Raw genomic sequence first — 25,502 nt, 5'->3', positions numbered from 1 at the left:
TGAGCATTTATTAAAGTAGATAAGAGCAGGTAAAATGGTTCATTCAAATATGAAAATAATAATGGCATGGTCAGTATGAATCTTTCAGGTTTTGATATTCGCCAGACACAATGTGTGGTGGTAAAAGTAGGCTCCAGTCTGGTAACTAACGGTGGACAGGGTGTAGACCAGACGATGTTGAATAACTGGGCACAGCAAATTGCGCACTTGCGTGCGCGTGGCATGCAGGTAGTGTTGGTTTCCAGTGGGGCCATTGCTGAAGGTATGAAGCGTCTGGGCTGGACAGTACGACCTAAAGCACTCAACGAACTACAGGCTGCGGCTGCAGTGGGGCAAATGGGACTGGCTCAAGCCTATGAAGAGGCATTTGTGTCACTGCAGATTCAGACCGCTCAGATATTGTTGACGCATGATGATATGAGTCACCGTACTCGCTATCTGAATGCCCGCAGTACCATCCGTACCCTACTGGAGCAAGGGATGGTACCCATTATTAATGAAAACGATTCTGTCACCATAGATGAAATTAAGCTCGGGGATAATGATACGCTCGGGGCGCTGGTGACCAATCTGATTGAAGCAGACATACTGATTATTCTGACTGATCAGAATGGTTTGTATGACCGCGACCCACGCCGGCATACCGATGCAAGTTTTATCCATCAAATTGCTGCTGACCATCCTGAGCTGGAAAGGATGGCCGGCGGTGCCGGCAGCAGTGTGGGAACCGGCGGCATGTTTACCAAGGTAGTGGCAGCCAGACGTGCTGCTCTGAGTGGTGCGGCCACCCTGATAGCTAACGGACATGCGGACAATGTATTAGTGCGGGTAGTGGATGGAGAACAGATAGGTACTTTGTTTACGCCAGCTGCAAATCGTCTAAGTGCACGTCAGCAATGGCTGTTGGGGCAGGTGCAGCTAGCAGGAAGTGTTGTGGTAGATGATGGCGCAGTCAAGGCGCTGACTGTACAGCATTCTAGTTTGTTACCCATTGGCTGTATGGCGGTAAATGGCCATTTTGAACGCGGAGCTTTGGTGGCGGTTTGTAATCAAACAGGCCAAGAAATTGCTCGAGGATTAGTAAATTATAGCGATCATGAAATCAGTCGGTTGTTGCGGCAGCCGTCACAAGCAATTGAGGAAATATTAGGCTATGTGGCGGAAGAAGAATTGATTCATCGCGATAATATGGTGTTAAGACGCAGTTGAAGAGAATAGTTGTTGCTGTCTATATGAAATGGTTCGCTCAAGCAAGCAGTAATATTTAAGTGTTTTGGGGTGATGAGATTTTATATTCAAATACAGATGATATTTTGTTGCTGATCAAAAAATTTTGTTATAAAACAGAATATTATCATTATTTAAAATGAATCATTACTGAAGTAATTTACGTCTATGCGTTGTTTACCCTGTTTACTCTTTGTTTTTATTTTTAGTATAACTTAATAATATTCAGCTATTTCCTACTTTGTTTTGAGGCGTTTTCATGCTGCGATGGATTTAATTAATAAAAAAAACGGCACTTTGAGTATAAAGTGCCGTCTGCACGATAATTTTTATTTATCAGTGCAGCTTTATAAATACGCCCGCACCTGCTCCAAATTTGCCTTGAGTGTTGCCTGTAGCCGCTGCTTTAAAAACCCAGCTTCCTTTATTGCTGGCCACAGAATAACCGACAGCATAGCCGGATTCACCACGATGTGTGCCGAAGCCCATTGTGAGGCCACCATCACCGGCATTCATCGGCTGCGGCAGATTAGCCATAGCGATGGCAGAAGCAATAGCTGCATTTGAGTTATCTTCAATATCATTGATTTTACGATTCAGGTGACTGATATTGTGGCCGATTTTATTGAGTGCATGATTCATCTGACTTACATTAACGGCATCTGTGTCTGCAACTCCGGCTGCTACATTGCTGATTTGTCTCTCGTGGCCGACGCTGCCAATTGAGACACTGTTATTGCGGGTGGCCACTGAACTTTCGCCCAGTGCCACAGAATTTTCTGCTCTGGCCTGTGCATGATTGCCGATTGCTGTGCTGTGGTTGCCAGAGGCTACGGCTCCTGAGCCACCAGCTACAGAACCTGGAGCAGATGGTTGTGGTGCGGTAGTTGTCTCGTTTTGGTTTACCTGAAACATACCCGCGCTGCCATTATTCAGTTTGTTAATATCATTGCTGATGTTAGCTGGATTTTGATTGGATACAGTTGTGACCTGACTAATTTTATGATCAGTATAATCTTTTGCTAAAGACAATATGTGATCTAATTGTCCTGTGTTTATGACGGAGCTAGTTGCTGCTTTAAGCTGAGCAACGGTGGCTGCATCGCTGTCTTGAGCGCCATCGGCTACGTTTTGGATGCGGCGTAGTTGTTCTGGTGTGCCAATGGAGACTACTCCCCTGACTGATGAAAGGGGTTGTTTGGTTAGATATGCATCGCCTAATGCACCACTGGTAACGGAATTTATACCTAAGGCGATGCTGTTTTCTGTTAAGACTCTGGCGTTCATGCCTAGCGCAGTGCCACCTGTTTTGGTTGCAGAGGCACCATTGCCGATGGCAATGGCATTATCTGCTATTGCCTGAGCATTTTTTCCTATTGCCATTGAATCCAATGCTAAGGCTTTAGAAAATGCACCCAGTGCCAAGGTGTAATCTTTTGCGGCTTGTGCTCCGCTACCCATAGCAATGGCGTCCTCACCTGAAGATAGGGTGTTGTCTTCGGACTGAAACTTTACATCTTGATCAATTGTCGAAACATTTTTGATATTGGCTGAACCGATGGCTATGGAGCGAAAGCCGGTTGCTGTTGCGGAATGTCCGATAGCCAATGTTCCTTTATTTGTGGCTGCGGCTACATTTCCAATAGCCTGCGCAAAGTCTGCAATGGCTGCGGCTTGACGGCCGATAGCCAGCGATGTATTACCTGATGATAATGCTTCTGGACCTATGGCTGTTGCAGAGCTTGCAGACGCTTTGGCGTGACTTCCCAGTGCTAATGTAAAAGGAGAGTAGGCGTATGCGCCAAATCCTATTGCTGCACTGCTTCCATAATCTTTGCCACTGATTTTGTTGTAAGGATTGTTTCTCTCTGCCATGGCCCACCCCTTCACTAATTTAGATTCTTTATCTGAGCCGTTTGCCGCTAAACTTGCGCATCCTATTGCAATATTGCCTACTTCTGTTGGTAAAGTATGGTTTTGGGCTGGGGTGACATTGTTTTCACAAGCATCTATTGCAGCTGCTGTATCTCCGATTGCAGCAAAAATATTATTTGATAGGCATAATAAAGCGGATAGGCTTATTTGTAATATCAATGGGCGCAAAGTGGATTTCGGTTGTGTATTCATGGTGATTTCTCCGGTTTGTATTAATGTTGTGAGTATTAAGCTCTAAAGTTTTATATCGAAATATTTGATTAGAGGTGTTGTGTTTTATTTATTTCGATTGATTAATATAATATTGATTATTTGCAATATTATCGTCCATTAATGTCTGTTTTTCAGATGGAATTTAATTTTTATTTTGGATTTCTTAGACTTGTTATGCTGAATGCTTATTTAAACAGATTATTCATTATTAATGATAATATCATTATAAATATTACCATTCAGCTTTGAATCCCAAAGACCCGTTAAAAGGGGCTTTTATCTGTGCATCTCCGCCGTTAGATTTTGTATGGCCAAATTCTCCGTAAAGTCTCATTTTATTGGAAATTTCGTAGCTGCCTCCAATCGCCATTTCAGTACTGCTATGCGCCAGACTGGTATTTAATGTGGTTGATGCTGTACGAGTAGTGTAAGTAGTGTAATCGTCGCCATCCGGTGAATAGATAAAATTGATTCGTGCATAGGGATGGAATATGCCTTTATTAAACTGAAAATCACCATGCATGCGGCCACCGATACGAAACAGCCAAACATTATTGCCGTTCTGGCTGACGGTTGTGTTTCCGCTTATCTGGCTGTCATTCAGGTGCAACCACTGGCGCATAATCTGTGTCTGGGGCTCCAGTTTCCATGCGCTGTGGCCGATTGTAAAAGGTTTACCTATTTCAACTGATGCTGTGATGCCATGTCCTTTTTGTTTGCTGGCCTGATTACCAGTAGGCCTGATATCTGCCTGATGCTGTGCGCCCTGTAAAACGATGTCTAGATAGCTGCCAGTATTGCTGGTGTAGGTGCTGTAGGCGCCCAGGAAATAAGATTGAATATCGTTTTTACCTACATTCCCATTTATACCGCTGGCAAAACCGGCTACATTCAGATGACCGTTCAGATACCCGAGGTATCCCCCTGTATGCCAGTGAGGATTGTTCCAAATATCGCTGCCCATTTGTAAACCATTATAGTGACCGCTGGTATGTGGACTGGTGGTTCCATTCTGTCGAATATTAGTACGGCTTGTTATTACTCGTCCCCAGCTTCTGCGTTGTTCTGCTGTTGGTGTGGTGCCTGTACGGCGATGTAGGTTTGCCAACATAAGGCTGTCAGCTTGAAGCAGTTGTGCAGCGGTTGAAGAGTTAAGCGGTGTTTCTTTGCGGTAGGTTGGTTTGGTGATGACTGGTTTGTTATCAGGGTGATTACTTACTATGGTGGTTTTGTCATCTTGCTTAGGTGTGTCTTTAATGCGTGAGCGCAGATACCAGTTGCTATCTTCTCTGGTCTGATCGCCACTAAATAATCGGTATTCGTAGGCACCGGCATCGACATGGCTGCCAGTCAGTGTGAATACAGGCTCATTTTCTGCATCCGTAATGTTGGTGCCGGCTACACTGATAATTTCAATACCTTTGCTGTTACCTGTGTCGGCGCCGAGACCTTTGATATTGTTAATCCGTATAGTGGTTGTGCCTGAGGCATTGCCGCTGATGGCTAGTTTATCGGTAATACTTTTATCATCATTCAGCTCGGTGTCGAGGATGAGTGTGCCTTTGGCGCCGTTATAGTCACCAGTGATTGTAAGATTATCTCCAGTATGCTTGTTACCTAGGCTGATGATGCCAGCATTGGTAACATTGCCGTTGATGATGATGGAATGAGGTTCAGACAGGCTATGGTCTGAGGATGCTTCTGCGGAAAATCCGTTAAATGTTAGTTTTCCGCTGCGATTGATATTCAGCTGATTGGTTGTTAGGTCGCCAGTAAGATTTAGTGTGCTGTCTGTTTGTGACTGGGATTTCCCTCCGATGTTGATGATGCTCCAGTTGCGAAGGGCTGTATCGTTTTCTTTTCCTTCGCTGCTTGAGGAACCAGTAAGCCATCCGTTGATATTCAGTATATCTATATCTTTCACTCCATTACCGTTTAGCCCATTGGTATCTTTGTTACCCGCATCGAGAACTGTAATAGTGCTGGTGTCGCCCTGATTTATGGTGAAGGTGTCATTGCCGTCGCCAAGTAGTATTTGTCCGCTGACTTTGGCTCCATTATTCAGGATAATGTTTGTATTGGTGTTATCGTCTTGTATGGCAATACCTGAATTTGACTTTATTACGGCATTTTTATCTAAAAAGATGTTAGTTGTTGTACTGGGTTTTCCGCTGATATTGATTGCGGATCCTATATCACCTTGAATTTGGCCATTTGCTTTTATTCGGATGTTTCCAAGTCCATTATTGATGATGTTGATACCATTCAGGTCACCAGATATGTTGCCATTAATCTGATCGATATTGATGTCTTTAGCGCTGCCGCTGTTTTGAGCTATGATGGCGTCGTTGCCGCCTTTAACATTGCCAGCAATTTCAATATTAATGTCTCCGGTACCGATATTGACGGTATTGATGCCATTGTTTGCTCCGGTGAGGGTACCGCCTGAATGATTAATATTAATATTTTTTGCAGTACCGATGTTGATGGCGTTAATGCCATCCATCTGATTACCGGTTACATTGCCGTTTGTATTGATAAAAATTGAATTTTTGCCACTATTCATAGCACTGATGGCAATACTTGCGCTTATATTTTTGGTATTGATTGTTAATTGCTGTGTGTTGTCGCCGTTTGTGGCGTTGATGCCATTTTGCTCAGCTGTGATGTTTCCTGTATTGATGGTGGTAAAACCTGTTCCGTTATTAAATGCATTTATACCTACGCCGGTATTAATGTCTTTGGCTTGAATGAGAATATTTTTTGTATTTTCCTGATTTTCAGCGGTTATACCGATGCTGCTTTGGTCACTAGAATATATGTTGCCACTTTTGATACTGATGGAGCTATTTTTACCTCTGTTTTGTACTGTGACGACATTACTACTTTCACTGGACTGAATATTTTGTGTATCAATAGATATGTCCTGTGCTAATTCGCCTGTTGTGACGGCAATAGCGGTGCCAGTTGCGTTAATGTTTCCTGTTTTGATATGTGTGAAACCATTACCTTCATTATTGACGATTAAGCCATCACCTTGATTGGTAATATTTTGGGTTTTGATATCTATGTTAGTTGCTGTATCGTAATTGTTTGCTTGTACAGCAGGGCCGCTGTCATACTGACCGATATCCATATCTCTGGATTCGTCAATAATTAACGAGTTAAAGCGGTTGTTGATGACAATTCGTTCCGTGCGTTTTGCCTGATTGTTTTCTGCGTAAGTTGCGCCGCTTACGATTCCACTGAAGGTTTTATTGATTGCTTTCTTTTGATTATCATTGCTATCAGATTCAGAAACGTTGGTATCTGTATTCTGAAGACGAAATGTAAAAGGTGTTTGGTTTGCAATGGGTTTTGTTGCGCATGTCATTGTTTCTAAATTTTGAATCTGACAGGCAGCGTAAATGATTTCGGGACAGATCAGTAAAAAGGATAGAATAGTTAATTCAGCGATGGTTTTTTGTCCAAGTGCGGATTTTAGATATGTTGTTATTGTTGAGGAGGGGATCTGATTATTCCAGATGGGATGGTGTTTACTTTTCATTGCTCTAGTTCCCAAATAAAAAGTAATCTATTGTAATCCATTGAATTAACAAAAATATATAATAAAAGTTTAAAACAAACTAATATTACCTAAAAACAACACTTTATCAATGAATGTAAAGAATATTTGTTATATGAATTGGATGATTTTGTCTGTGGAGGATTCTTCACAAGAAGAATAAAAAATAAAGGGATTTATTTATCAGATATTTTTTATTGAATAATTATTTTATATTTAATAGAAACCACCTTAATTATAGATTAAGGTGGTTGTTTATATAATGCTAAAAGTAATACTGGAGCGTTGGGGTTACCAGTCAATTTTTAAGCCGGCTGAAGCATTGACGGGTACTTTTACTTTGGCATTGCCTCCATTTGACCAAGTATGGCCGATTTCTCCATAAATTTTTACAGTATTGTTGATGTCATACGTGCCACCCAGGGCGAGCTCTGTACTCCGATGTGAGGCACCGGCATTAAGTGTGGTTGTTGTGGATATGGTTCGGTAGCTGGTCTTGTCTGAGCCATCAGGTGAGTAGTAGAAATTAACCCGTGCATATGGATGTATTAAGCCTTTATTGAGCTGATATGTTGCTGCTAAACGTCCACCAAGACGGAATAACCACGCATTATTATGCTCCTGACTTACTGAGGTGTGACCACTGATATTGCTATCATTTAGATCCAGCCACTGATGAATAATCTGTGCTTGCGGCTCAATTTTCCAGTTGCTGTTGGCCAGTGTAAATGGTTTGCCTATTTCTATTGAAGCGGTGATTCCGTGTCCTTTCTGTTTACTAATAGGATTGTAATCCGGTTTGATGTCTGCACGATGACGTGCTGCCTGTAATACAAAATCAGCGTAAGCTCCATCGGTACGGGTATAGTTGCTATAAGCACCGATAAAATAGGATTTGGTGGTGTTTTTGCCTACTTTGTCATCTACGCCGCTGGCAAAGCCATCTACATCCAGATTGCCATGTAGATAGCCTATATAGCCACCGATACGCCAGCCATTACCTGTCCAGACATCACTGCCAAGTTGTAAACCAGCATAATTGCCGGTACTGCGGCCTTCGGCCGGACCGTTTTGCTGAATGTCAGTACGGTTTGCAAGAACTCTACCCCAGCTCATGCGTTCTTCAGGTATGGGTGTGGCACCAATACGCTGATGCATATTAGCCAGCATTAGGTTATCTGCTTGTCGTAACTGTGTAGCAACTGTAGCCAGTAATGGCACTTCTTTGCGATACAGTGGTTTGAGTTTAGATGGTTTAACGGTTGTGCCGCCACCAGTGCCGCCACCACCAGTACCGCCACCGCCAGTACCGCCACCACCAGTACCGCCACCACCAGTACCGCCACCACCAGTACCACCATCCCCAGTGCCACTACCGCCAGTACCGCCATCTCCAGTGCCACCACCGCCAGTACCACCACCGCCAGTACCGCCACCACCAGTACCGCCGCCGCCAGTACCACCACCAGTGCCACCACCATCTGAAGGATTGGTTTGTTTTTGCGAACGCAGATACCAGTTGTTGCCGTTTTGTTGTAAATCGCCTTTGAATAAATGGTATTCATAAGCTCCTGCACTCAGGCGATTACCGTTCAGTACAAAAGCGTCTTGTGTGCTGCTTCCTTTTACTTCGACAACTTCAATACCATTGGTGTTGCCGGTATCTCCACCCAATCCTTCGACTTTGTCAAATCTGATGGTGGTGTTACCTGAGGCATTGCCCTGAATGATGAGTTTGTCGGCAGTATTGTCTGGAGTATTGCTATCTCTTTGGGCAGAATTAAGTTTTAGATCGAGAATAAGTTTGCCGTTATTACCCTGATAATTTCCGCCAATAGTAAGATTGTCTCCGGTGTAGGTGCTGTTCAGGTTGATGTAGCCTGAATTTAATACATCACCTTCAATGCGTGCTTGTTTAAGGTCAGGAATGAGTCTGATGGTTGTGCCGTCACCGATATTGAGCTGATTTGTGTTCAAATCACCACTTAGATTGAGTGTACTATTCTGTGCCAGATTGATTTTCTCCCAGTTTCGAATGGCAATATTCCCGGCTACACCATTATTGGTGCCTGTTGTTGAACCGGTTAATGTCTGATTAATATTTAATGTATCAATCATGCCATCATTGCTGCTGGTATCATCGCCACCATCCATAACCGTTATTTCACTGATGTTGGTGCCACGGTTTACGTTGAGGATATCACTGCCATTACCCAATTCAATTCGGCCACTGACAGTAGAACCACTTTTTAGTGTCACATTGGCATTACCTTCCTCATCGCTGATTGCTAGCCCAGATGTAGCGGAAACGCGGCTACCAGTATTAAGCGTGATAGTAGTGGTACTACCGGCTTTGTCATGGCTGATAATACCTGCGCCGGAGCCACCGGTTATCTGGTTTGCCAAGGTGATTAAGGTATTGCCGGTACCGGAATTGCGTGCTTCGATGCCACTGATACCTCCGGTGATTTTGCCACCTGACTGTATAATATTGATATCGGTGGTTTTATTGCCATTCTCAGCCCAGATACCGTAGCCTTTCGTAGCGGTCACTTCTCCCTGCGAAATAATATCTGTGGCATTGCTGCCATTATTTATGGCGTAAATACCGTTATTTCCGGCATGAATAAGTTGAGATTCGATGCGTAATCCAGTGGTTTGATTGTTGTTTTCAATCCGGATGCCGGTATTTTCGGTTGCTGTGATGGTTGCACTGTTCTTGATAACTGTTGAACCGCTACCATTGTTGCTTGCATAAATGCCGTTGTCAGAGCCAGAAACGACATTGGTGCTGATGGTTAGGTCTCGTGTGTTACTGCCATTATTAACAAAGATACCATTACCGGAAGTGGATTTGACGGTTGCACTGGACGTAATTTCGGTGGAATCGTTTCCTGAATTGATAGCATAAATGCCGTTGCTGGTGCCCTGTACATTTTTACTGTTGAGGGTTAATTTCTGGCCGTTGTGGTTGATATGTACACCATCACCATTTTGGGATTCTACGTCTCCAATAGTGGTTATTGATGTAATGCCGTTGCCGTTGTTTTCAGCATAGATGCCGTTGCTGTATCCATGAACAGTAGAATTTGTGTATGTTGTCAGATTTTTTGCTGTGGCTGAATTGTGAGCATAGATGCCATCTGTTGTTTCAGACACGACACCCTGACTAACGGTAATGGTTGTTGAACCTGTACCATTATTTGCTACGTAAATTCCTTTGCCATGCCCAGTTACGGCTCCGGCAGTAATTTGCACATCAGTGGCGGTCGGATCATTGACTGCGTAGATGGCATCATCGTTATCAGAGGTTATGGTATTGCCGGAGTTGATGATAGTGGCACCAGTGCCTCTGTTGTTAATACTAATGCCTTTCAATTGCCGGCTATGGATGGATGCTGTGGAAAGATGTACATCGGTACCATTATGTTCTATATAAATGCCTCTTACATCGGAACCGGACATGTCCTGTGTGGTTGTCAGGGTGAAGGCGGCACCTTTGCTATCGTTTCTGGCATCGATATTAGTGATATTTTTATTATTTGCATTGACAGTTAAATCACCGGCGCCGGTCTGATTGCGTATGGTTAGGGTTTGGTTCAGCTCATCATTAGAAGTATTGATGGTTTGGCTGGCCGGATCGCGATTTTCAATCAGATTATTGGTAATAGTTGTGTCCGCAAAGGTGGTGTTATGCGGGAGGCTTTGCTGTGAAATCGTACATGCTTTGTGGTCAGGAGAAGTAATAAGGCACTGAGCATGAGCTATAGTGGGGGCGGCCAAAGTAATACCTAAGATGCTTAGTAGTTTGACTGTAGCTGTTTTGCCTCCTTTGTGGGCTAATTCTGAGGTAACTATATATGCCTGTACTTGCGCACTCCAGATAAGCTTGTAGATTTTATTCATTTTGATTAACTTTAATCAGGTTAATAATAATTTCGTATTAACGACATATATCTTAAGAACTGGCTTTAAAATGAATAAGATATAGTTCGGATTTCATTCGACTATAAAATATTACCTAAGTCAAAAAATTAACTTTATGATTAATATAAGTATTGTTATACGATGTAAAAAATAGTGTTAGAGATAATTTTGATTGGTCAGAAGCTGTACGGTGACTGGAAAATGATACATGCAGGCGAAAAAGAAATTAGCTAAATAATTTAATATATGCGTATCTGATTTTTAGATATGTATTTTATTTATGCTGAGGTAATAAAATAAAATATTTCTGGTTTGATTAGGTAAAAAATGTCTAAATATATACAAAATAAGAAAATTTTGAATATTTATTTATTTTAGACCTGTTGCAAATTAGTTTCACTTAGCTTCTCTTTTTATCATTCAAGTTGAATAAATTATAGCTAATTATATTAGTGTGAATGATGGATTTTATTGAGCATATTTTAATTTTTAGTGACGAGGGGATGATTATGGGTATTAATTTATTGGGAGCTTAAAGCATAGGTTAGTTATTTGTGATACCGGCTATTGAAATACAAATCTCAGCTTGGATAATTTATCAGGAACTAATCTCTCTACTCTGCCATGGGGTAGTATAAATCCGCCATACTGGCTTTTTACGTCTTAAAATATTTTTCTGACTAAGCTAAAAAATTGAAATATTATTGCTTTCATGTAAAGGTTTCTAAGTTTTTCAATCTCAAGTGGCAGCCTGCAATGCATTTATCTGACAGTTTCACAACATTCTGTCAAATTTATCAACTGATTGATAATTAAATATTAAAATGTAATTTAGCTGCTTGACGGCAATCATTTGCGGGGATTGTCATTTTAATTATGCATTTTTGCTGCAATATCCGCTGATATTGTGTTAGCATGAAAAAGGTTACTCCAATTATTAACCTGTGCAGCAGAATCTTTTCTGGCACAGGTTTTTTCTTGCTGATAGGTTGTATTTTCTGATTAATTTGCTAATCTGACACGGTAACAATTTATCCGCTCAGGAAAATATATGGCAGATGTAATGGTTCTAGTAGTAGAAGATGAGGCAGCCATTGCCACTCTGATTCAATTTACGCTGGAGCAGGCCGGATTTGCCGTGCAATGTGTACCTAGTGTGGAAGAAGCACAGCCATTTTTACAATCCAGACTGCCAGATGTGCTGCTGCTGGATTGGATGCTGCCGGGTATTTCCGGTATCGATTTTATCCGCCAGCTGCGCCGCGATTCCAGAAGCCGTGATTTACCGATTATTTTGCTTACTGCACGCGGTGAAGAAACGGATAAGGAGCAGGGGCTTAATCTGGGCGCTGATGATTATATTACCAAACCTTTTTCCCCGCGGGAGCTGATAGCGCGTATCAATGCATTGTTACGCCGCCGGGCTCCACAAAAAACCAGTACCCCATTGTCTATACAAGGGCTGGAGCTGGATCCGGTACAGCAGCGGGTGCGGGTTAATGGTCAGGCAGTTGCTTTTGGTCCCAGTGAATTTAAATTATTGCATTTTTTTATGACTCATCCAGACAGAATCTATACCCGTAGCCAGCTTTTAGATCAAGTATGGGGAGACCATGTTTTTGTTGAGGAACGTACGGTAGATGTGCACATCCGTCGCTTAAGGCGTGGACTCGAGACCGTAGGCTATGAGCACCTGATACAGACAGTACGTGGCAGTGGCTATCGGTTTTCCTTGTAGTCATTCATACTGAATCTTTCTTCAGGCAGGATGGAATTTATTTATGCCAGAACTGCGTCGTCACCTTTATTTAATACTGATTACACTGATTGTGGTTGTTATGCTGTCACTGCTAACTGGTGGTGTGCAGTCTGTAGTGATCAGTCTGTGTATTCTTTTTTTCTTGTGGCTGGTGGGGTACTGGTATCATCTAATTAAACTCGTACGCTGGCTGGAACGGCCAAAGCTTCGTAATGTGCCACAAGGTATTGGTATTTGGAATACTATTTTCAATACTTTAATGCTACAGGCCAAAAGCCGTAAAAAACGCAAGCAGAAGCTGGGAGTGGCTTTACTACGGTTTAATCGTATTGCTGAAACCATACCCGAAGGGGTGCTTATACTGGGGCTGGATGGCCGTATTCAGTGGCTGAATCATATGGCAGCCATTCATTTAAATCTTGATACCGAGCGGGATATTGATGGCAATTTGGCTGAATTAATCGCTAAAACTGATTTTCAACAGTTTCTCCATGAGCAGGATACTGAGTTTGCCAATATCAAGCTTACTTTTGACGCAAATGGCAGCGGCTTACCAAGAATACTGAATATTATTCGCACACCATTTGACGAGCAGGCAACTCTGATTATCACGCAGGACATTACAGCGGCAGAGCAGCTAAATGCGACACGTACCGCTTTTGTGGCCAATGTTTCACATGAACTGCGCACTCCTTTGACAGTTATTAATGGTTTTCTGGAAACACTGACGGATATGCCCGAATTACCACAGGAGCAGCGGCAGTCATTTATCGAACTGATGAGTAAAGAGGGTGCGCGTATGCGCAACCTGCTGGCTGATTTATTAACCTTATCACGTCTAGAAAGCCAGACCGATATTTCTTCGCGTAGACAGCCTGTCTGCCTGACGGCTTTGGCTGAGCAAGTGGTGCATGAAGCAATGCTTTTATCGGCAGAGAAGCATTCTTTTATCTCTGAGTTGGCGTCGGATATATGGGTGAATGGTATTCAGCAGGATTTGTATAATGCTTTCAGTAATCTGCTATTTAATGCTGTACGTTATACGCCGCCTCAAGGAACCATCAGCATCCGGCTATGGAGTCAGGATGTTGCACCAGATGCTAAACAGGCCATTTTTCAGGTGAGCGATACTGGAGGTGGTATTGCCGCGGAACACATTCCCCATCTAACCGAGCGTTTTTATCGGGTCGATTCTGGCCGTTCCCGCCAGAGTGGTGGCACTGGCCTGGGGCTGGCAATTGCTAAACATGCTTTGGCAGAACATGGCGGTAAATTGGAAATTGAAAGTGTGGTGGGAAAAGGCAGTACGTTTAGTGCCGTTCTGCCACAGATGGACATCAGCAAAGGACTTGACAGCAGCGACACTCCTGCCTAAAATGCGCGCTCTTGGGTCGTTAGCTCAGTCGGTAGAGCAGCGGACTTTTAATCCGTTGGTCGAGCGTTCGAATCGCTCACGACCCACCATCTTTCTTCTATATTCTCTATAATATTTCTTAAATGGCTATTGCCATTTTTCTTCTAACTTGGCCTGTGTCTCTATATTTTGTCATTAAGTAGTTAAATTACAAATTGTTATTGCACTAATAGGGTTGTTTCGATTCTGTATTGTTGTTTATATTTTTTTACACAATTAAAGTGTTATCCTCGATCACATCTTTATTTTTTTCTGTTATTTTAATAGCCTTTTGGTTGCAGGCACTGTTTTCATTTTTGTTTTCAATCGTGATTTAGTCTGTATGTGAATGTAATATTAATTTACCAACATGCGTTGTTTAGTTGCTAACAAACATGTTTTTTAGTTTTTGAGTATTTAACTAAGGAATAAACTGCCTGTTTTTCTGAATAAAATATACATAATTTAAGCTTTATACCCATTAATAGTAGTCTTTCTAAGCAAGAGTTAGACATTATTTTGTATAAATGTTTTTTGTAGGGTATGCATACTGACAATCAAATACAGAATTTTGTTTTGTATCTGTAAAATAATTACTGTTATGTTCTGGATTTTCGATTAAGCTGAATTTGAATACAAATTGAGTGTTGTATTTCATTTGTTTTAATACCTGATATTTTCATCGCGTAATATATTAAGTCGTTGCAATAAGAATGCTATATTGGAAGATGATGCTTACTGGTTAAATTATCACTTTAAAGTAGATAAATTAGACTGATAGAGTATTGGATTGCTAGTAGATTTTCCTCAATATTGTTTAAAGTTATAAAAAATATGAGAGAATATCTTATTTACTCTGAATGCATATTTAATATCAGAAACAAATACTAATTTTATTTTTTTAAATTGATACAGGAATCAATGTCAGTTGCTGATTCCTGTACCCTAGTTCGCAGAAAAATTATAATATAACTGTACTGACTGTTAACCGAACACAAAAATCAGATTATATTTTGGCATACTTGCTACTCCTATTCGGCCATTTTATTGTTAATCGTATTAGCGCATGGTTAAGCCACCATCGACTGAGATGGATTGTCCGGTAACAAAAGAGGAACAGTCACTAGCTAGCCATAGCACGGCATCGGCAATTTCTTCGGGCCGACCTTGGCGTTGCATCGGTACGGTTTTAACCATCGCATCTAATGCTTCCTTTTGTCCAGATGCTGCCATTTTTTCGGACATAGGCGTGCGAATTAATCCGGGACAGACAGCATTGATGCGAATATTGCGTGTAGCGTATTCTAATGCCGCACTTTTGGTTAAACCTAACACTCCGTGTTTAGCAGCATGATAATTAGCACGTTCTGCCCCACCGAGAATTCCGCCTAAGGATGAACAATTTACAATCACGCCATTGCCCTGCTGGCGCATTTGTATCAGTTCATATTTCATACATCCCCATACTCCGCGCAGATTTACACTCATTACACGATCAAAATCCTCTGCTGTGGCATCGGCAGTTTCTGCTAAAATATTTTGTATACCAGCATTATTAAACGCAATATCGAGCTGGCCATAGGTAGAAATAATATGCTTTACCATTGCCTCTATATCATCCAAATTAGCTACATTGCAGATAACTGCCTCTGCTTGAAATCCATTCGCAACAAGATCCTGAGCAGCTTTGTTTACTGCATCTGCATTGATGTCGGCAAGGACGACAGTTGCACCTGATTCTGCAAAAGCACGAGCAGTAGCGAGGCCTATACCTGAAGCAGCACCGGTCACTAAAGCAACTTTATTATCAAAGGAATAATTCATATTTATTTCTCCGGTTAAGATTTAAAGATGTGACTAATTGTTGTAAATAACTCATTAAAAGTATGGGTTTTAATATGCAGGTTGATTCGTAGCCATCCTGTGTTTTTAAGATTCCAATTTATCGTTCTTAAGTTTTAAAAACGTGATTTTTAGGTATAAAATAATATACAAATATAATATTAATATTCAGCTATTCTCATCATATATTTGTTGATGAGCATTGATGGCTGGATAATTTGTAATATACTGAATTATAAAGAGTAAAACTAGATACTTGGATTTATTACACCTATGAATAAAATTCATTAATCAGTGATGCGCATTAGGCCAGATATAAAGCTTGGAGTTATGACTATGCTGTTGTTTAATGATTTTATTAATGCATAATTTGGAGTTTACATCTAGTCTGGAAAGTGTGTAAAAAACAAGGCATCAGAGTAAGTGGTTATATTCTGGAAGCAGTTAGTGAATTTATAAAGATAATTGACATCCATTAAGACCTGAAGATTATTAATATTATTTCTATATGATTACTCGTCTTTCTTTAGCAGCAAGAATCAGTGCTTGGGTATAAAACAAAACGATATCATTCAACATAATTAGTTGAAGTTTGATTTTCTTTATCTACTACATGCCATTCATACAGGTTAGAATGAGGCTAGCTTTTCGAGCTTGGTTGTGTATATTTTATTAAAATTTTTTTAGGCATGTAATGAATGCAAAATTTTATAGATAAATAGACTATTGTGTTATTTATTTGATAAATATCAGTAATTGCTTGTGCTTTGATTAATTTTAAAAAAAAATCATATTTATATTAGGAAATAAAATCGTATAAAAATCAGATTAGTCTATTTAAAAGGCAACCATTGTCTCAGTTAATTCTATCTAAAATTTTGTCTATTACAGTAATTCCTGATACGAGCTTAACTATCACGACCAAATACATATTCAATTAAGGTTTAATTTATCTTTTCACTGTTTCTAACTTGAATTGTGGAAAAAATTGGTTTAAATACACACTAATGTACAATCCATAAAGCATAAATAAAAATATACAATAATTGATTCTAAAGTCGAATAGTCAAACTAAAAAATTTATATTATCTAAATACCCATTGAATTTACAATAATTAAATTGATTTGTATCAATAACCGCAATACATAATTAAAAATATAGGTTTGCTTTATAAAGTAATTGAATGTTAATATAAATCGCATTATATTGATTTGGTGTTAATAAATATTAACTTACAATTTAGATTGATTAATTTATGAATAAAATATATAAACTTATCTGGAATGCCAGAGAACATGCTTATGTAGTAACTTCAGAATTGGCTCGCAAAAGTGGAAAAGTAGTAGGTGCCAAAGTGCTTACCGTGGTAGGTGCATTGGCATTAAGTGCGAATGTAGCTTATGCTTCAGAAGACTTGTTAATTTCAGATAAAGATAAAGCGAACGGAAAAGATATTGTGTTTATTGGCAATATTGGTTCGGATAATGATATAGACTCTCCAGTCCTCCCTTTTGAAGTCTTTAATTTAAAAGATGGGCAAAATATTAGAGTAGAACTTGAGAGAACAGGGGATTCTGGTAGTGTTTGGGGGGTAAATAACGGAACTGGAGAAACCACAGTCAATATCAAGGGAGATGTGACTTCTTCGGGAAATGAACTTTTTCCTTCTTCCGAGGGTGATACTGAATCGACAGATGAAAATTTGCTACTTGATGATGCGGTTAGCATGACTAACTCTGAACAAGCAACTAATCTTACAATTAATCAGGAAGAAAGCAGTAGCATTAAAGGTAAAAATACCGGAATTTCGGCATCTAATAAAGGTACCGGTTCTACCAAAATTAATATTGCTGGAACAATAGCAGCAACAACCGCCGTCTACGCAGATAATGGTGAAAAAACTCAAGATGTGACTATCACGCAGTCATCTGCCAGTAAAATTGAAGGTTCAGTTAACGGAATTGTAGTAAATAATCAGGGTAAGGGAGCAACAAATATTGATATAGCCGGTAATGTAAGCTCAACTGGTAATGCAACCATTCCGGAAGATCCTGAAAATCCAGACAGTGAACGATATAATTCTGGTAGTGGTATTATTGCCATAAATAATATAAACGCTACGGACCTGAATATAACTCAGTCTTCAGCCGCCAGTTTAATTCAAGGTGGAGCAACAGGAATTACGGCATCCAATTCAGGTGTTGGTTCTACCACGATTACTACTGCTGGCAAGGTAATTGCTGATGGCATAGCAGAAAATGGTATTGGTATTGCCGCTTCCAATACTCAAACAGCCAAAGCAATCCATATAAACCAGACTTCAGGAAATATTAAAGGTAAAGAAAAAGGCATATCTGCAAGTAATTTCGGCCAAGGCAATACCGAAATCACTACTGCAGGGAATGTTACTGGTAATAAAGACGCCGGTATCGATGTTACTAATATGCACTTTGATTATCCTGATACTGAAACAAGAGCAGAAACCAAATCGAAGACCGATATCATTATTAATCAAACTGCCGGAAGCATTATTGGTGGTACAGATGGTATTACTGCTGTTAATGAAACTGGTGGAAAAGTTTCAGTGACTACAGCCGGTAAAGTAGAAGGTAAAACTGGAGCCGGAATTCAGGTTGTATCAGGTACAGCACCAGTTTCAGATATTGATGAAAGCGGTGAAGATACAAGTTCAGCATTTGCTTTAAATAAAAAAGTCGCAACAAAAGCCGGTGATGAAAATGGACAAGCATATTTAGGCGGTATCAATATTGTTCAGCAAAGTGGTGAAATCAAAGGTGTTGCTAGTGGTATAGATGCCAACAACTACGAATCGGGTGCGGTTAATATTCAGGTGAGTGGCAATGTGAGTGCAACAGGCACTCAATTTCAGGAAGCTGACAAACCAGAAACTGAATATGGTACTGGTATAGGTATTAATGCATTAAATGATGGAGAAAATACCACTGACCTAAATATAAGTCAGTTGGCGGAAAGCAGTAAAATTCTGGGCACAGCAGGCGGCATCAGTGCAAATAATTTTGGCAAAGGTTCAACTACCATCACTACAATAGGAACAGTGATAGCTACTGGACCGGGAGAATATGGAAGTGGTATTTCTGCTTTCAATGGTGAAACGGCCAATGCCATCACTATTACCCAGAGCACAGGTGAAATTAAGGGTGACCAGAGCGGAATATTGGCAACCAATACAGGCAAAGGTTCAACAGTAATTACAACTGCAGCAAATGTAACAGGAACCAAAGGCGCTGGTATTCAAGCAAACAATATAAACTGGAGTGACACGGGTGCTAAGACAGATATCAAAGTAGATCAAACTGCCGGAAATATTACTGGTGGTACAGACGGTATCATTGCTGTTAATGCAACTGGTGGCAATATTACAGTTGGTGTTGCCGGTAAGGTGACGGGGGGTAGTGGTGCAGGTATTGCTACTAATATTCCAAATGGTATTGTTTCTTATACAACCGAAAAAACTGCAGGGATTAGTAATATTACTCTGAACCGTGGTGCAGATGTTTCTGCCGTGTCAGGGGTAGCGATTATAGATGGTGATAATGATGCTAATGTTATTTTAAATGGTGGTTCTAAAGTAGCTGGCCAAATTAATCTTGGTAAAGGCAACGATACGCTCACTATCAATAATGGCTCAGATATTTCCGGAGTGACTGTACTGGATGGTGGCAACGATAATGATACCGGGCCAGATAGCAGTACTGATAAACTGTATCTCAATACCAGTCTGCGTGGTTCTTCAGAAACTTCTCGAAATGGAGAGGTAGGCATTATTAACTGGGAAGATATTAATCTGGGAGAATCAGCTAAACTGACATTAACAGGCAATCTGAATACCCAAAACCTCAATATTGGTTCTGGATCCGAATTAAAACTTGATAATGTTTCAAATAGTGCTACGGAAGATTCACCGCACGAAGTGGCCGTAAAAGGTAATGTTAAAAATTCCGGTAGCATTAATATGGTGAACGGTAATGGGGGTGACCGCCTCACTATTCAGGGTAACTATCACGGTAATAAAGGCAGTAAGCTGCTTATGGAAGTGACGCCAAAACAGAATCAGGCTGATAAATTACATATTACGGGAGATGCCACGGGTAGGACTGCGATTGATTTCACTGATGTAAGTGGGCTGGGAGCCAATACTGCCGGTACAAAAGGGGTTGAAATCGTTTCAGCAGATGGCAAAGCTGATGGTGAAGTGTTTACCTTGCTTCGTGATCATGTTGATGCGGGTGCTTATGAATACCGACTGAAAAAAAGTGAAGATAATAAATGGAATTTGTTATCTGAAAAAATTCCTGATACTGGAAACAAAACAAAACCCAAAACTGCATATCGTAAGGAAGTACCATTATTAAGTGCTGTAGGGGCTCAGCTGCGTCAGGCTGATAGTCTGATGCTAGCGGATATGCATAAGCGGATTGGTGCGACACCTGCTCCAGATGAACGCAAGGCATGGGGCCGAGTGATTGCGAATCGCAGCGATATTCGTCAGAGCGGTGTAGCTCATGTTCGCAGCAAGGGTAATTACGCCGGTTTACAACTAGGCAGTGATGTTTGGACGAATAATGGCCTGAGAGTTGGTGGCTATCTGGGCTATTTACACGGTAATCTGGATGTAGATGGTTTTGCCAGTGGAGTAGTTGGCAAAGTTGGTAAAAACAGCACCAAGTCTTATTTCCTAGGCGCATATGGTAACTATACCCTTGATAGTGGAACCTATCTGGATGTAGTGCTGCAGGGCGCACGCCACAATGCTGATATCAAGCCGGATAATGCATCAAACAGTAAACAGAAAGGCCACGGTATCACGGCTTCTGTAGAGGTAGGCCAGCCATTTGCACTTGGCAGCAGTAGCTGGAAGTTCGAACCTCAGGCACAAATTATGCATCAATGGCTGGATCTGAATGATATTAATATCAGTGGTAATACCAAAGTTAAGCAGGATCATGACAATGCATGGTTATTCCGTTTGGGTGGACGTTTAGAAGGAAATTATCCGGTAAATAAAGGTGTACTGCGACCTTATGCGCGTTTAAATTTCTTCTATTCTCCTAATGGTGCAGATACCAGCAGTTTTGCAACTAAAGCTGCCTCTACAACATTGCGTACTGGTGCTTCTCATGCTAATACTGAAATGGCCATCGGAGGAAGCTATGAAATTACTGATAAAGTAAAAGCATATGGCGAAATCGGCCATACCTGGTCTAATGGTAATGATGCACATGTGAAGTCACCGGTTAATGGTTCAGTGGGACTGAGGGTAAACTGGTAACTATCATTGATTTAAGTACATGAAGTGAGTAGGACTGAATCGCAGATTGATTCAGTCCTTTTTCTATTCTATGATTTTTTTGATAATTTAATTAATAAAGTATCATAACAATATAGGCTTGAATAATACTACTGTTAAACAATATTTCTGGTAATTCAGGTTGATAATAATTTTTTAACACCTATACGGCATATATCGAAGGTATGAATCCCGTTACTAATGAATTTATGCGATAAAATTTAATTAAAATTAAGTATGAAGCTTTAAACGTCAATCAGTAAAGAAAATATAAAATTTACGTTTCTTCTTCATCCCATTTTTGCAATAACTCGAGTGGTATGGCATTGATTACTTCGGAAAAGCGTTTACCCACCATACGTTCTGCTTGACGCAGGAGGGGGATAGTAGGGCTGCTGGGCTCGTTGGCTTCAAACCAGTGACGTATATCCTCAATGCGCTGAAGGGCGTCATAACGGTCGGCAATAGCTACAGGCATCAGTTCTTGTAAAACATCATTTGTAAGGGATTCGTGATTAAGAGAAGAATCTACATCTTCTTTTATAATTTCAGGTGCGTTATCAATATGGGTGTTGTTTTGTTCTGGTAGGTTATTTTCTTCGGGTGTTTCTCTTTTGGGGGCAGATCGGTTCTCATTATCCTGAAAATAGCTCAATATTTTTTTCAGCGAACTAAAATCCGGTGCATTGAGTTTTAAATTCTCATCGGCCCATGTTTGCAATTTTTCTACAATTGGTAGCACTTCATCTAGTGCTATCAGCGCCGGTGTATTTCGCAGACGCAAATCAAGCAATTGCCGTCGTACGGAGTCTGGAGCCAGAGCATCAGCCGGACGGGGAATTGATAAAGAGCGCTCTACATCCCGAATTTGTAATCGCAATGCCGCATTACTAGACAGGACAATCCCGCGAATATCTGCCATAACACCTTGCGGGTCTGTCAGACCGGCAAGCGCATTACTGCGAACCAGTGCCGCATCCTCTTCATCACCATTTTCATCTGATTCAATCTGTGGATATATTTCCTGTGAATAAGTGGTGCAGGCCTCTTCAAGTAAACTTAATCCTTCAAGAAGACCTTTGGCTCCATTCAACTGGATTCTGCTGCGCAGAAAGATAATATAAATTCGGATGTCTTTAGTCCGTAGCAACAATCTTAGTGCATCGCGTTCAACTTCATTCCAGTTAATTCCTTCCGGTTTGTTAACGAAATCACCATATTGAGCTTCAGGTTGTTCGGTAGATTTAGAAAGTAACAGCAGAAATTCTGGGTCATATTCGAGATTACTGCCACATGGCTGTTCTGCAGAAACGGGAGCAAGCAAGTCTGCATATTGGTGTTTCTGTTTTATATTTTTATTGCTCATCTTTTTCTCACAACTGTCTGATGCTGGAATATTGTTCTGGTTCATACGTCATACCCGCCACTGGAAGATCATTCATAGACTGACCCAGCCAGGTAGTCCATCCTAAACGCTGGTCAGAACTCATTTGCGCTGAAGGGGCTGAACGCGGATTCAGTTGTAGTTGTATTTCCCACTCATATTCATATCCGATAAACGCCCTGACCCATTCGATTAAGCGTGGTAAGTCGCGTCCGTTAGGTAAAAAATGTAAGTAATTATCCAAATTCAATGGGCCAATAGTTAAGCGGAATTTATGCTGTCGATCTGGCACCATCTGTCCTACTAATGCGCCTTCTCCTATCACTGATGCGGGTCCGGGTATACCCAGACGGGTACGTTCTTCGGGCGCAACGGCAATCCAGTGTAATACGTATTCTTCAAGGGTAAAGGGTACGCCAAAATAATGAGACAGTGTTGATGTCATTCCATCTGGATTACGGGCTTCGCGCACTAAATGTGCTCCTGCCGCTAATCTGGGATGAGATGGCAAGGGGCTTTCAGCAAATTCTTCCAGGCTCTGACCACTAAGGCTGGCTATAAAAAAAGAAAATTCTTCAGCGTCCTGTCTATCCAGTCCACCGCCAGCAGACTGAGCGCTTTGCCACGCACTATAGAATTGGGTCAGGTAGCGATGGTGAAATAGATCAGCAAAATCTACTAATGTGCTGTCACGGTTACTGTCGCGTCGGCTCAGGGCAATTTCAGTATAATGCATCGGCAAAGGACCATTGGCTCCCCACAATCCCAATCCGAATAATTGAATACGAAATTTTCCTTCTGATGTTAAAGAAGTTGAAGCAATTTCGCGTGGAGCAAAAATCAGTGATGGTGATTGTCCCAGCCGAAACGGTTCTTGCTGTGGTCGTACAGCATCACCTATTGGTAGCTGAAGCGGATATTGAGCACCAAAAAAACGCATCAGACTTAAATACCCATAACGCCATGGCTTCTCGCTAGCCTTATGCAGAATGTCTTGCCATTTTTTTTTATCTGCATGTGGCGAACTGTCTATCTCTTTCATTAGATTGCACCCCTACCGCCCATCCGTACTGGCCAAAGCGCAATCTGACCACGCTGGATACTATGCAAAGCAGTTTGTGTGAATGTATTGATGGCAACATGACGCGATAAGTAGTGCTCCATTACTAATCCAAACAGATAAGGACTAATGCCGGAAAATCCGTCTTCGTCAATTGTCAGCTCGCATTTGACACCTCTTCCGTATACCAAAGGACCTGCACCAGGTAAACGTCGGGTTACTGGTTCAGTTTTGACTCCTATCAAACTTTGTATTTGGCGCAGTTGTGGGCTGTCATGTGTTGGTACAAACAGTCTTAGCATATCCCGTAATGCCTGACCCCCTGGGCGATGAGCCATATCAGACAATGGTAAATAATTGAAAGACAGTTGCCTTATAAGACGCCATGCCAGCTCCCGTTCTGCAAATGGCGCCAGCGGTGGACGTGGTGCACGGATGAGTCCGATACTTTCAACAGGTACCGAATCATCAATGGACAGATCATCAATACCATTGCGTGGAACCAGTGTTGCCAGATCACGATTGGTTAACCATGCGGTAGCCGAAAGATAACGCAGATATTCTGGATAAGGTGCTTCATTCTGGTCTACCAAAGACAGAAAAATTTCTGTCCCAATATAACTAGTACGGGTACCATATTTTCGGGCATTGTCGGATAGTTTGCGTTGTTCACGACGCAGGGAGAAATATCGGCCGTAATTACCTTCGTCGTTATTAAGAGAGTTATAAAGCGGGCGAAAATTTAGTTCTTCTGTAGTCTGTGGTTTCAGTCCGTGGACAGTTTCAATTGTATAAATTTCATAATCAAGTGGCCGAGATCTGTCCGCAACCAGATGTAACTCAGTGCGGGCTGTATCCAGTTCTATCCTGTCTGTACGTTTACGGAAAAGATTAATTAGTGGTGTACAAAACAAAGCAAATTGTTCTGTACTGGTTTGATTAATTAGCCAGCTATCCGGAATGCGATCCAGCAGAATGATAATTTCAGCTACATTAGCATTGATTTTGCTCAGACCATTGGATAGACCTGTCGGTGTAAAAAAATAAAACCGTTCTGGACAGCTAAAATATTCATGCAACAAATTATGTCCATGGAAAACATCCCATGTAAGCGGTAGTAACCCTTCTCCCGGTTCCAACCCTTCATGCACGACCGCATTTTTTACATTAATGTCTAATGCTCCCGTGAAACTTCCCGGATAACCGGCTACCGTTGCAACGGCACTGGTATGCAATAATTCAAACAGATGAGATGCAATTCTGTCTTCACCACACAGATAAATAGGTAAGCGATCCAAACCTTTAATCTGATTAAAGTTGATTTCACCAAATGTGCGTAAGGTCAGACGTAAGGCACCGGCTACTTTAGTGTGAGCCGGCAGATAACGGTTGAGCATCGGCATGTCAGGCGGTGCCCCGGTTAATCTGGCTTCAATGATCTGGATTGGCCATAATGTAACTTCCTGACTATTGCGAAATTCACAAACTGTGTTTTCTCCTACTGGAATACCGGCACGAAAAGTAGAATGTCTGGGTACCTTAAATCCTTGGTGGAAATCACCTTCCGAATGGCTGGGATGAAGCTGTGCTACCACCATTGACGGGGTGGGTGTGACATAATTCGGATAAATGACTTCCAGCAGACGTTGGGTAAATCGGGGAAATTCAGCGTCTATTTTTAATTGTGTGCGTGCTGTGAGAAAACAGAAAGCTTCTATCATCCTTTCTACATAGGGATCCGCTATTTCAATACCCTGCATACCCAGACGTTTTGCAATTTTGGGGTGTTGCCGCGAAAACTCAGCGGCCATTTCACGCATGAAAGTGAGTTCTTTGTTGTAATAGTCTAGTAATAACGGATCCATGA

The 25,502-nt window shown here is 41.3% G+C and carries 12 protein-coding genes and 1 tRNA gene; 6 read left to right on the top strand and 7 right to left on the bottom strand.

Going from position 1 to position 25,502, the window contains the following annotated elements; genetic code table 11:
* The first annotated feature begins 75 nt into the window (after positions 1-75).
* Positions 76-1,209 (top strand): glutamate 5-kinase, encoded by a 1,134-nt coding sequence (proB, locus tag ACQP6D_RS09855; RefSeq protein WP_427858086.1) that lies wholly within the window; start codon positions 76-78, stop codon positions 1,207-1,209.
* Positions 1,210-1,563: 354 nt separating this feature from the next.
* Here proB and ACQP6D_RS09850 read toward each other — a convergent pair whose 3' ends face one another.
* The gene (locus ACQP6D_RS09850; protein ID WP_267392081.1) at positions 1,564-3,102 is read right to left on the bottom strand and encodes a YadA-like family protein; all 1,539 of its coding nucleotides are present in this window, start codon (positions 3,100-3,102) and stop codon (positions 1,564-1,566) included.
* On the opposite strand from ACQP6D_RS09850, the gene ACQP6D_RS09845 reads away from it, so the two are divergent.
* Complete coding sequence (locus ACQP6D_RS09845; protein ID WP_427858085.1) at positions 3,101-3,400, top strand: hypothetical protein; 300 nt, start codon at positions 3,101-3,103, stop codon at positions 3,398-3,400. The genes ACQP6D_RS09850 and ACQP6D_RS09845 overlap by 2 nt on opposite strands.
* Before the next feature lie 207 nt (positions 3,401-3,607).
* Here ACQP6D_RS09845 and ACQP6D_RS09840 read toward each other — a convergent pair whose 3' ends face one another.
* Both ACQP6D_RS09840 and ACQP6D_RS09835 read right to left on the bottom strand, forming a co-directional pair.
* Positions 3,608-6,922 carry an autotransporter outer membrane beta-barrel domain-containing protein gene (locus tag ACQP6D_RS09840; RefSeq protein WP_427858084.1) on the bottom strand — a complete coding sequence of 1,105 codons (3,315 nt, stop codon included), beginning with the start codon at positions 6,920-6,922 and terminating at the stop codon, positions 3,608-3,610.
* A gap of 309 nt (positions 6,923-7,231) precedes the next feature.
* Entirely contained in the window at positions 7,232-10,846 is a 3,615-nt protein-coding gene (locus ACQP6D_RS09835; protein ID WP_427858083.1) for an autotransporter outer membrane beta-barrel domain-containing protein, read from the bottom strand.
* A gap of 1,072 nt (positions 10,847-11,918) precedes the next feature.
* On the opposite strand from ACQP6D_RS09835, the gene phoB reads away from it, so the two are divergent.
* From phoB to ACQP6D_RS09820, 3 genes are all read left to right on the top strand, one after another.
* On the top strand, positions 11,919-12,605 hold the full coding sequence (gene phoB / locus ACQP6D_RS09830; RefSeq protein WP_100141432.1) for a phosphate regulon transcriptional regulator PhoB: 687 nt from the start codon (positions 11,919-11,921) through the stop codon (positions 12,603-12,605).
* A 43-nt stretch (positions 12,606-12,648) separates the two neighbouring features.
* A complete protein-coding gene (gene phoR, locus ACQP6D_RS09825) occupies positions 12,649-14,001 on the top strand; it encodes a phosphate regulon sensor histidine kinase PhoR (protein WP_427858082.1) in 1,353 nt (450 codons plus the stop codon).
* A gap of 13 nt (positions 14,002-14,014) precedes the next feature.
* Positions 14,015-14,090: transfer RNA gene (locus tag ACQP6D_RS09820), tRNA-Lys, on the top strand.
* A gap of 988 nt (positions 14,091-15,078) precedes the next feature.
* On the opposite strand, the gene ACQP6D_RS09815 is transcribed toward ACQP6D_RS09820, so the two are convergent.
* A complete protein-coding gene (locus ACQP6D_RS09815; protein WP_370469832.1) occupies positions 15,079-15,843 on the bottom strand; it encodes an SDR family NAD(P)-dependent oxidoreductase in 765 nt (254 codons plus the stop codon).
* Between the two features lie 1,274 nt (positions 15,844-17,117).
* Here ACQP6D_RS09815 and ACQP6D_RS09810 point away from each other — a divergent pair.
* Entirely contained in the window at positions 17,118-21,173 is a 4,056-nt protein-coding gene (locus ACQP6D_RS09810) for an autotransporter outer membrane beta-barrel domain-containing protein (RefSeq protein WP_427858081.1), read from the top strand.
* Between the two features lie 295 nt (positions 21,174-21,468).
* Here the strand turns inward: ACQP6D_RS09810 and ACQP6D_RS09805 are convergent, their stop codons facing one another.
* Genes ACQP6D_RS09805 through tssF form a run of 3 tightly spaced genes read right to left on the bottom strand, consistent with a single transcriptional unit; the run spans position 21,469 to position 25,500 of the window.
* Positions 21,469-22,602 (bottom strand): ImpA family type VI secretion system protein, encoded by a 1,134-nt coding sequence (locus tag ACQP6D_RS09805; RefSeq protein ID WP_370386642.1) that lies wholly within the window; start codon positions 22,600-22,602, stop codon positions 21,469-21,471.
* On the bottom strand, positions 22,565-23,617 hold the full coding sequence (gene tssG, locus ACQP6D_RS09800) for a type VI secretion system baseplate subunit TssG (RefSeq protein ID WP_427858080.1): 1,053 nt from the start codon (positions 23,615-23,617) through the stop codon (positions 22,565-22,567). Before tssG ends, ACQP6D_RS09805 begins: the two co-directional genes overlap by 38 nt.
* Positions 23,617-25,500 (bottom strand): type VI secretion system baseplate subunit TssF, encoded by a 1,884-nt coding sequence (gene tssF / locus ACQP6D_RS09795; RefSeq protein ID WP_427858079.1) that lies wholly within the window; start codon positions 25,498-25,500, stop codon positions 23,617-23,619. The genes tssG and tssF overlap by 1 nt, the downstream gene beginning before the upstream one ends.
* Between the last annotated feature and the right edge of the window lie 2 nt (positions 25,501-25,502).

This window comes from Snodgrassella sp. CS2, assembly GCF_050310315.1.
GTDB lineage: Bacteria > Pseudomonadota > Gammaproteobacteria > Burkholderiales > Neisseriaceae > Snodgrassella > Snodgrassella alvi_E.
The sequence above is the reverse complement of the archived record's forward strand: the minus strand, read 5'-3'. Positions and strand labels throughout refer to the sequence as shown.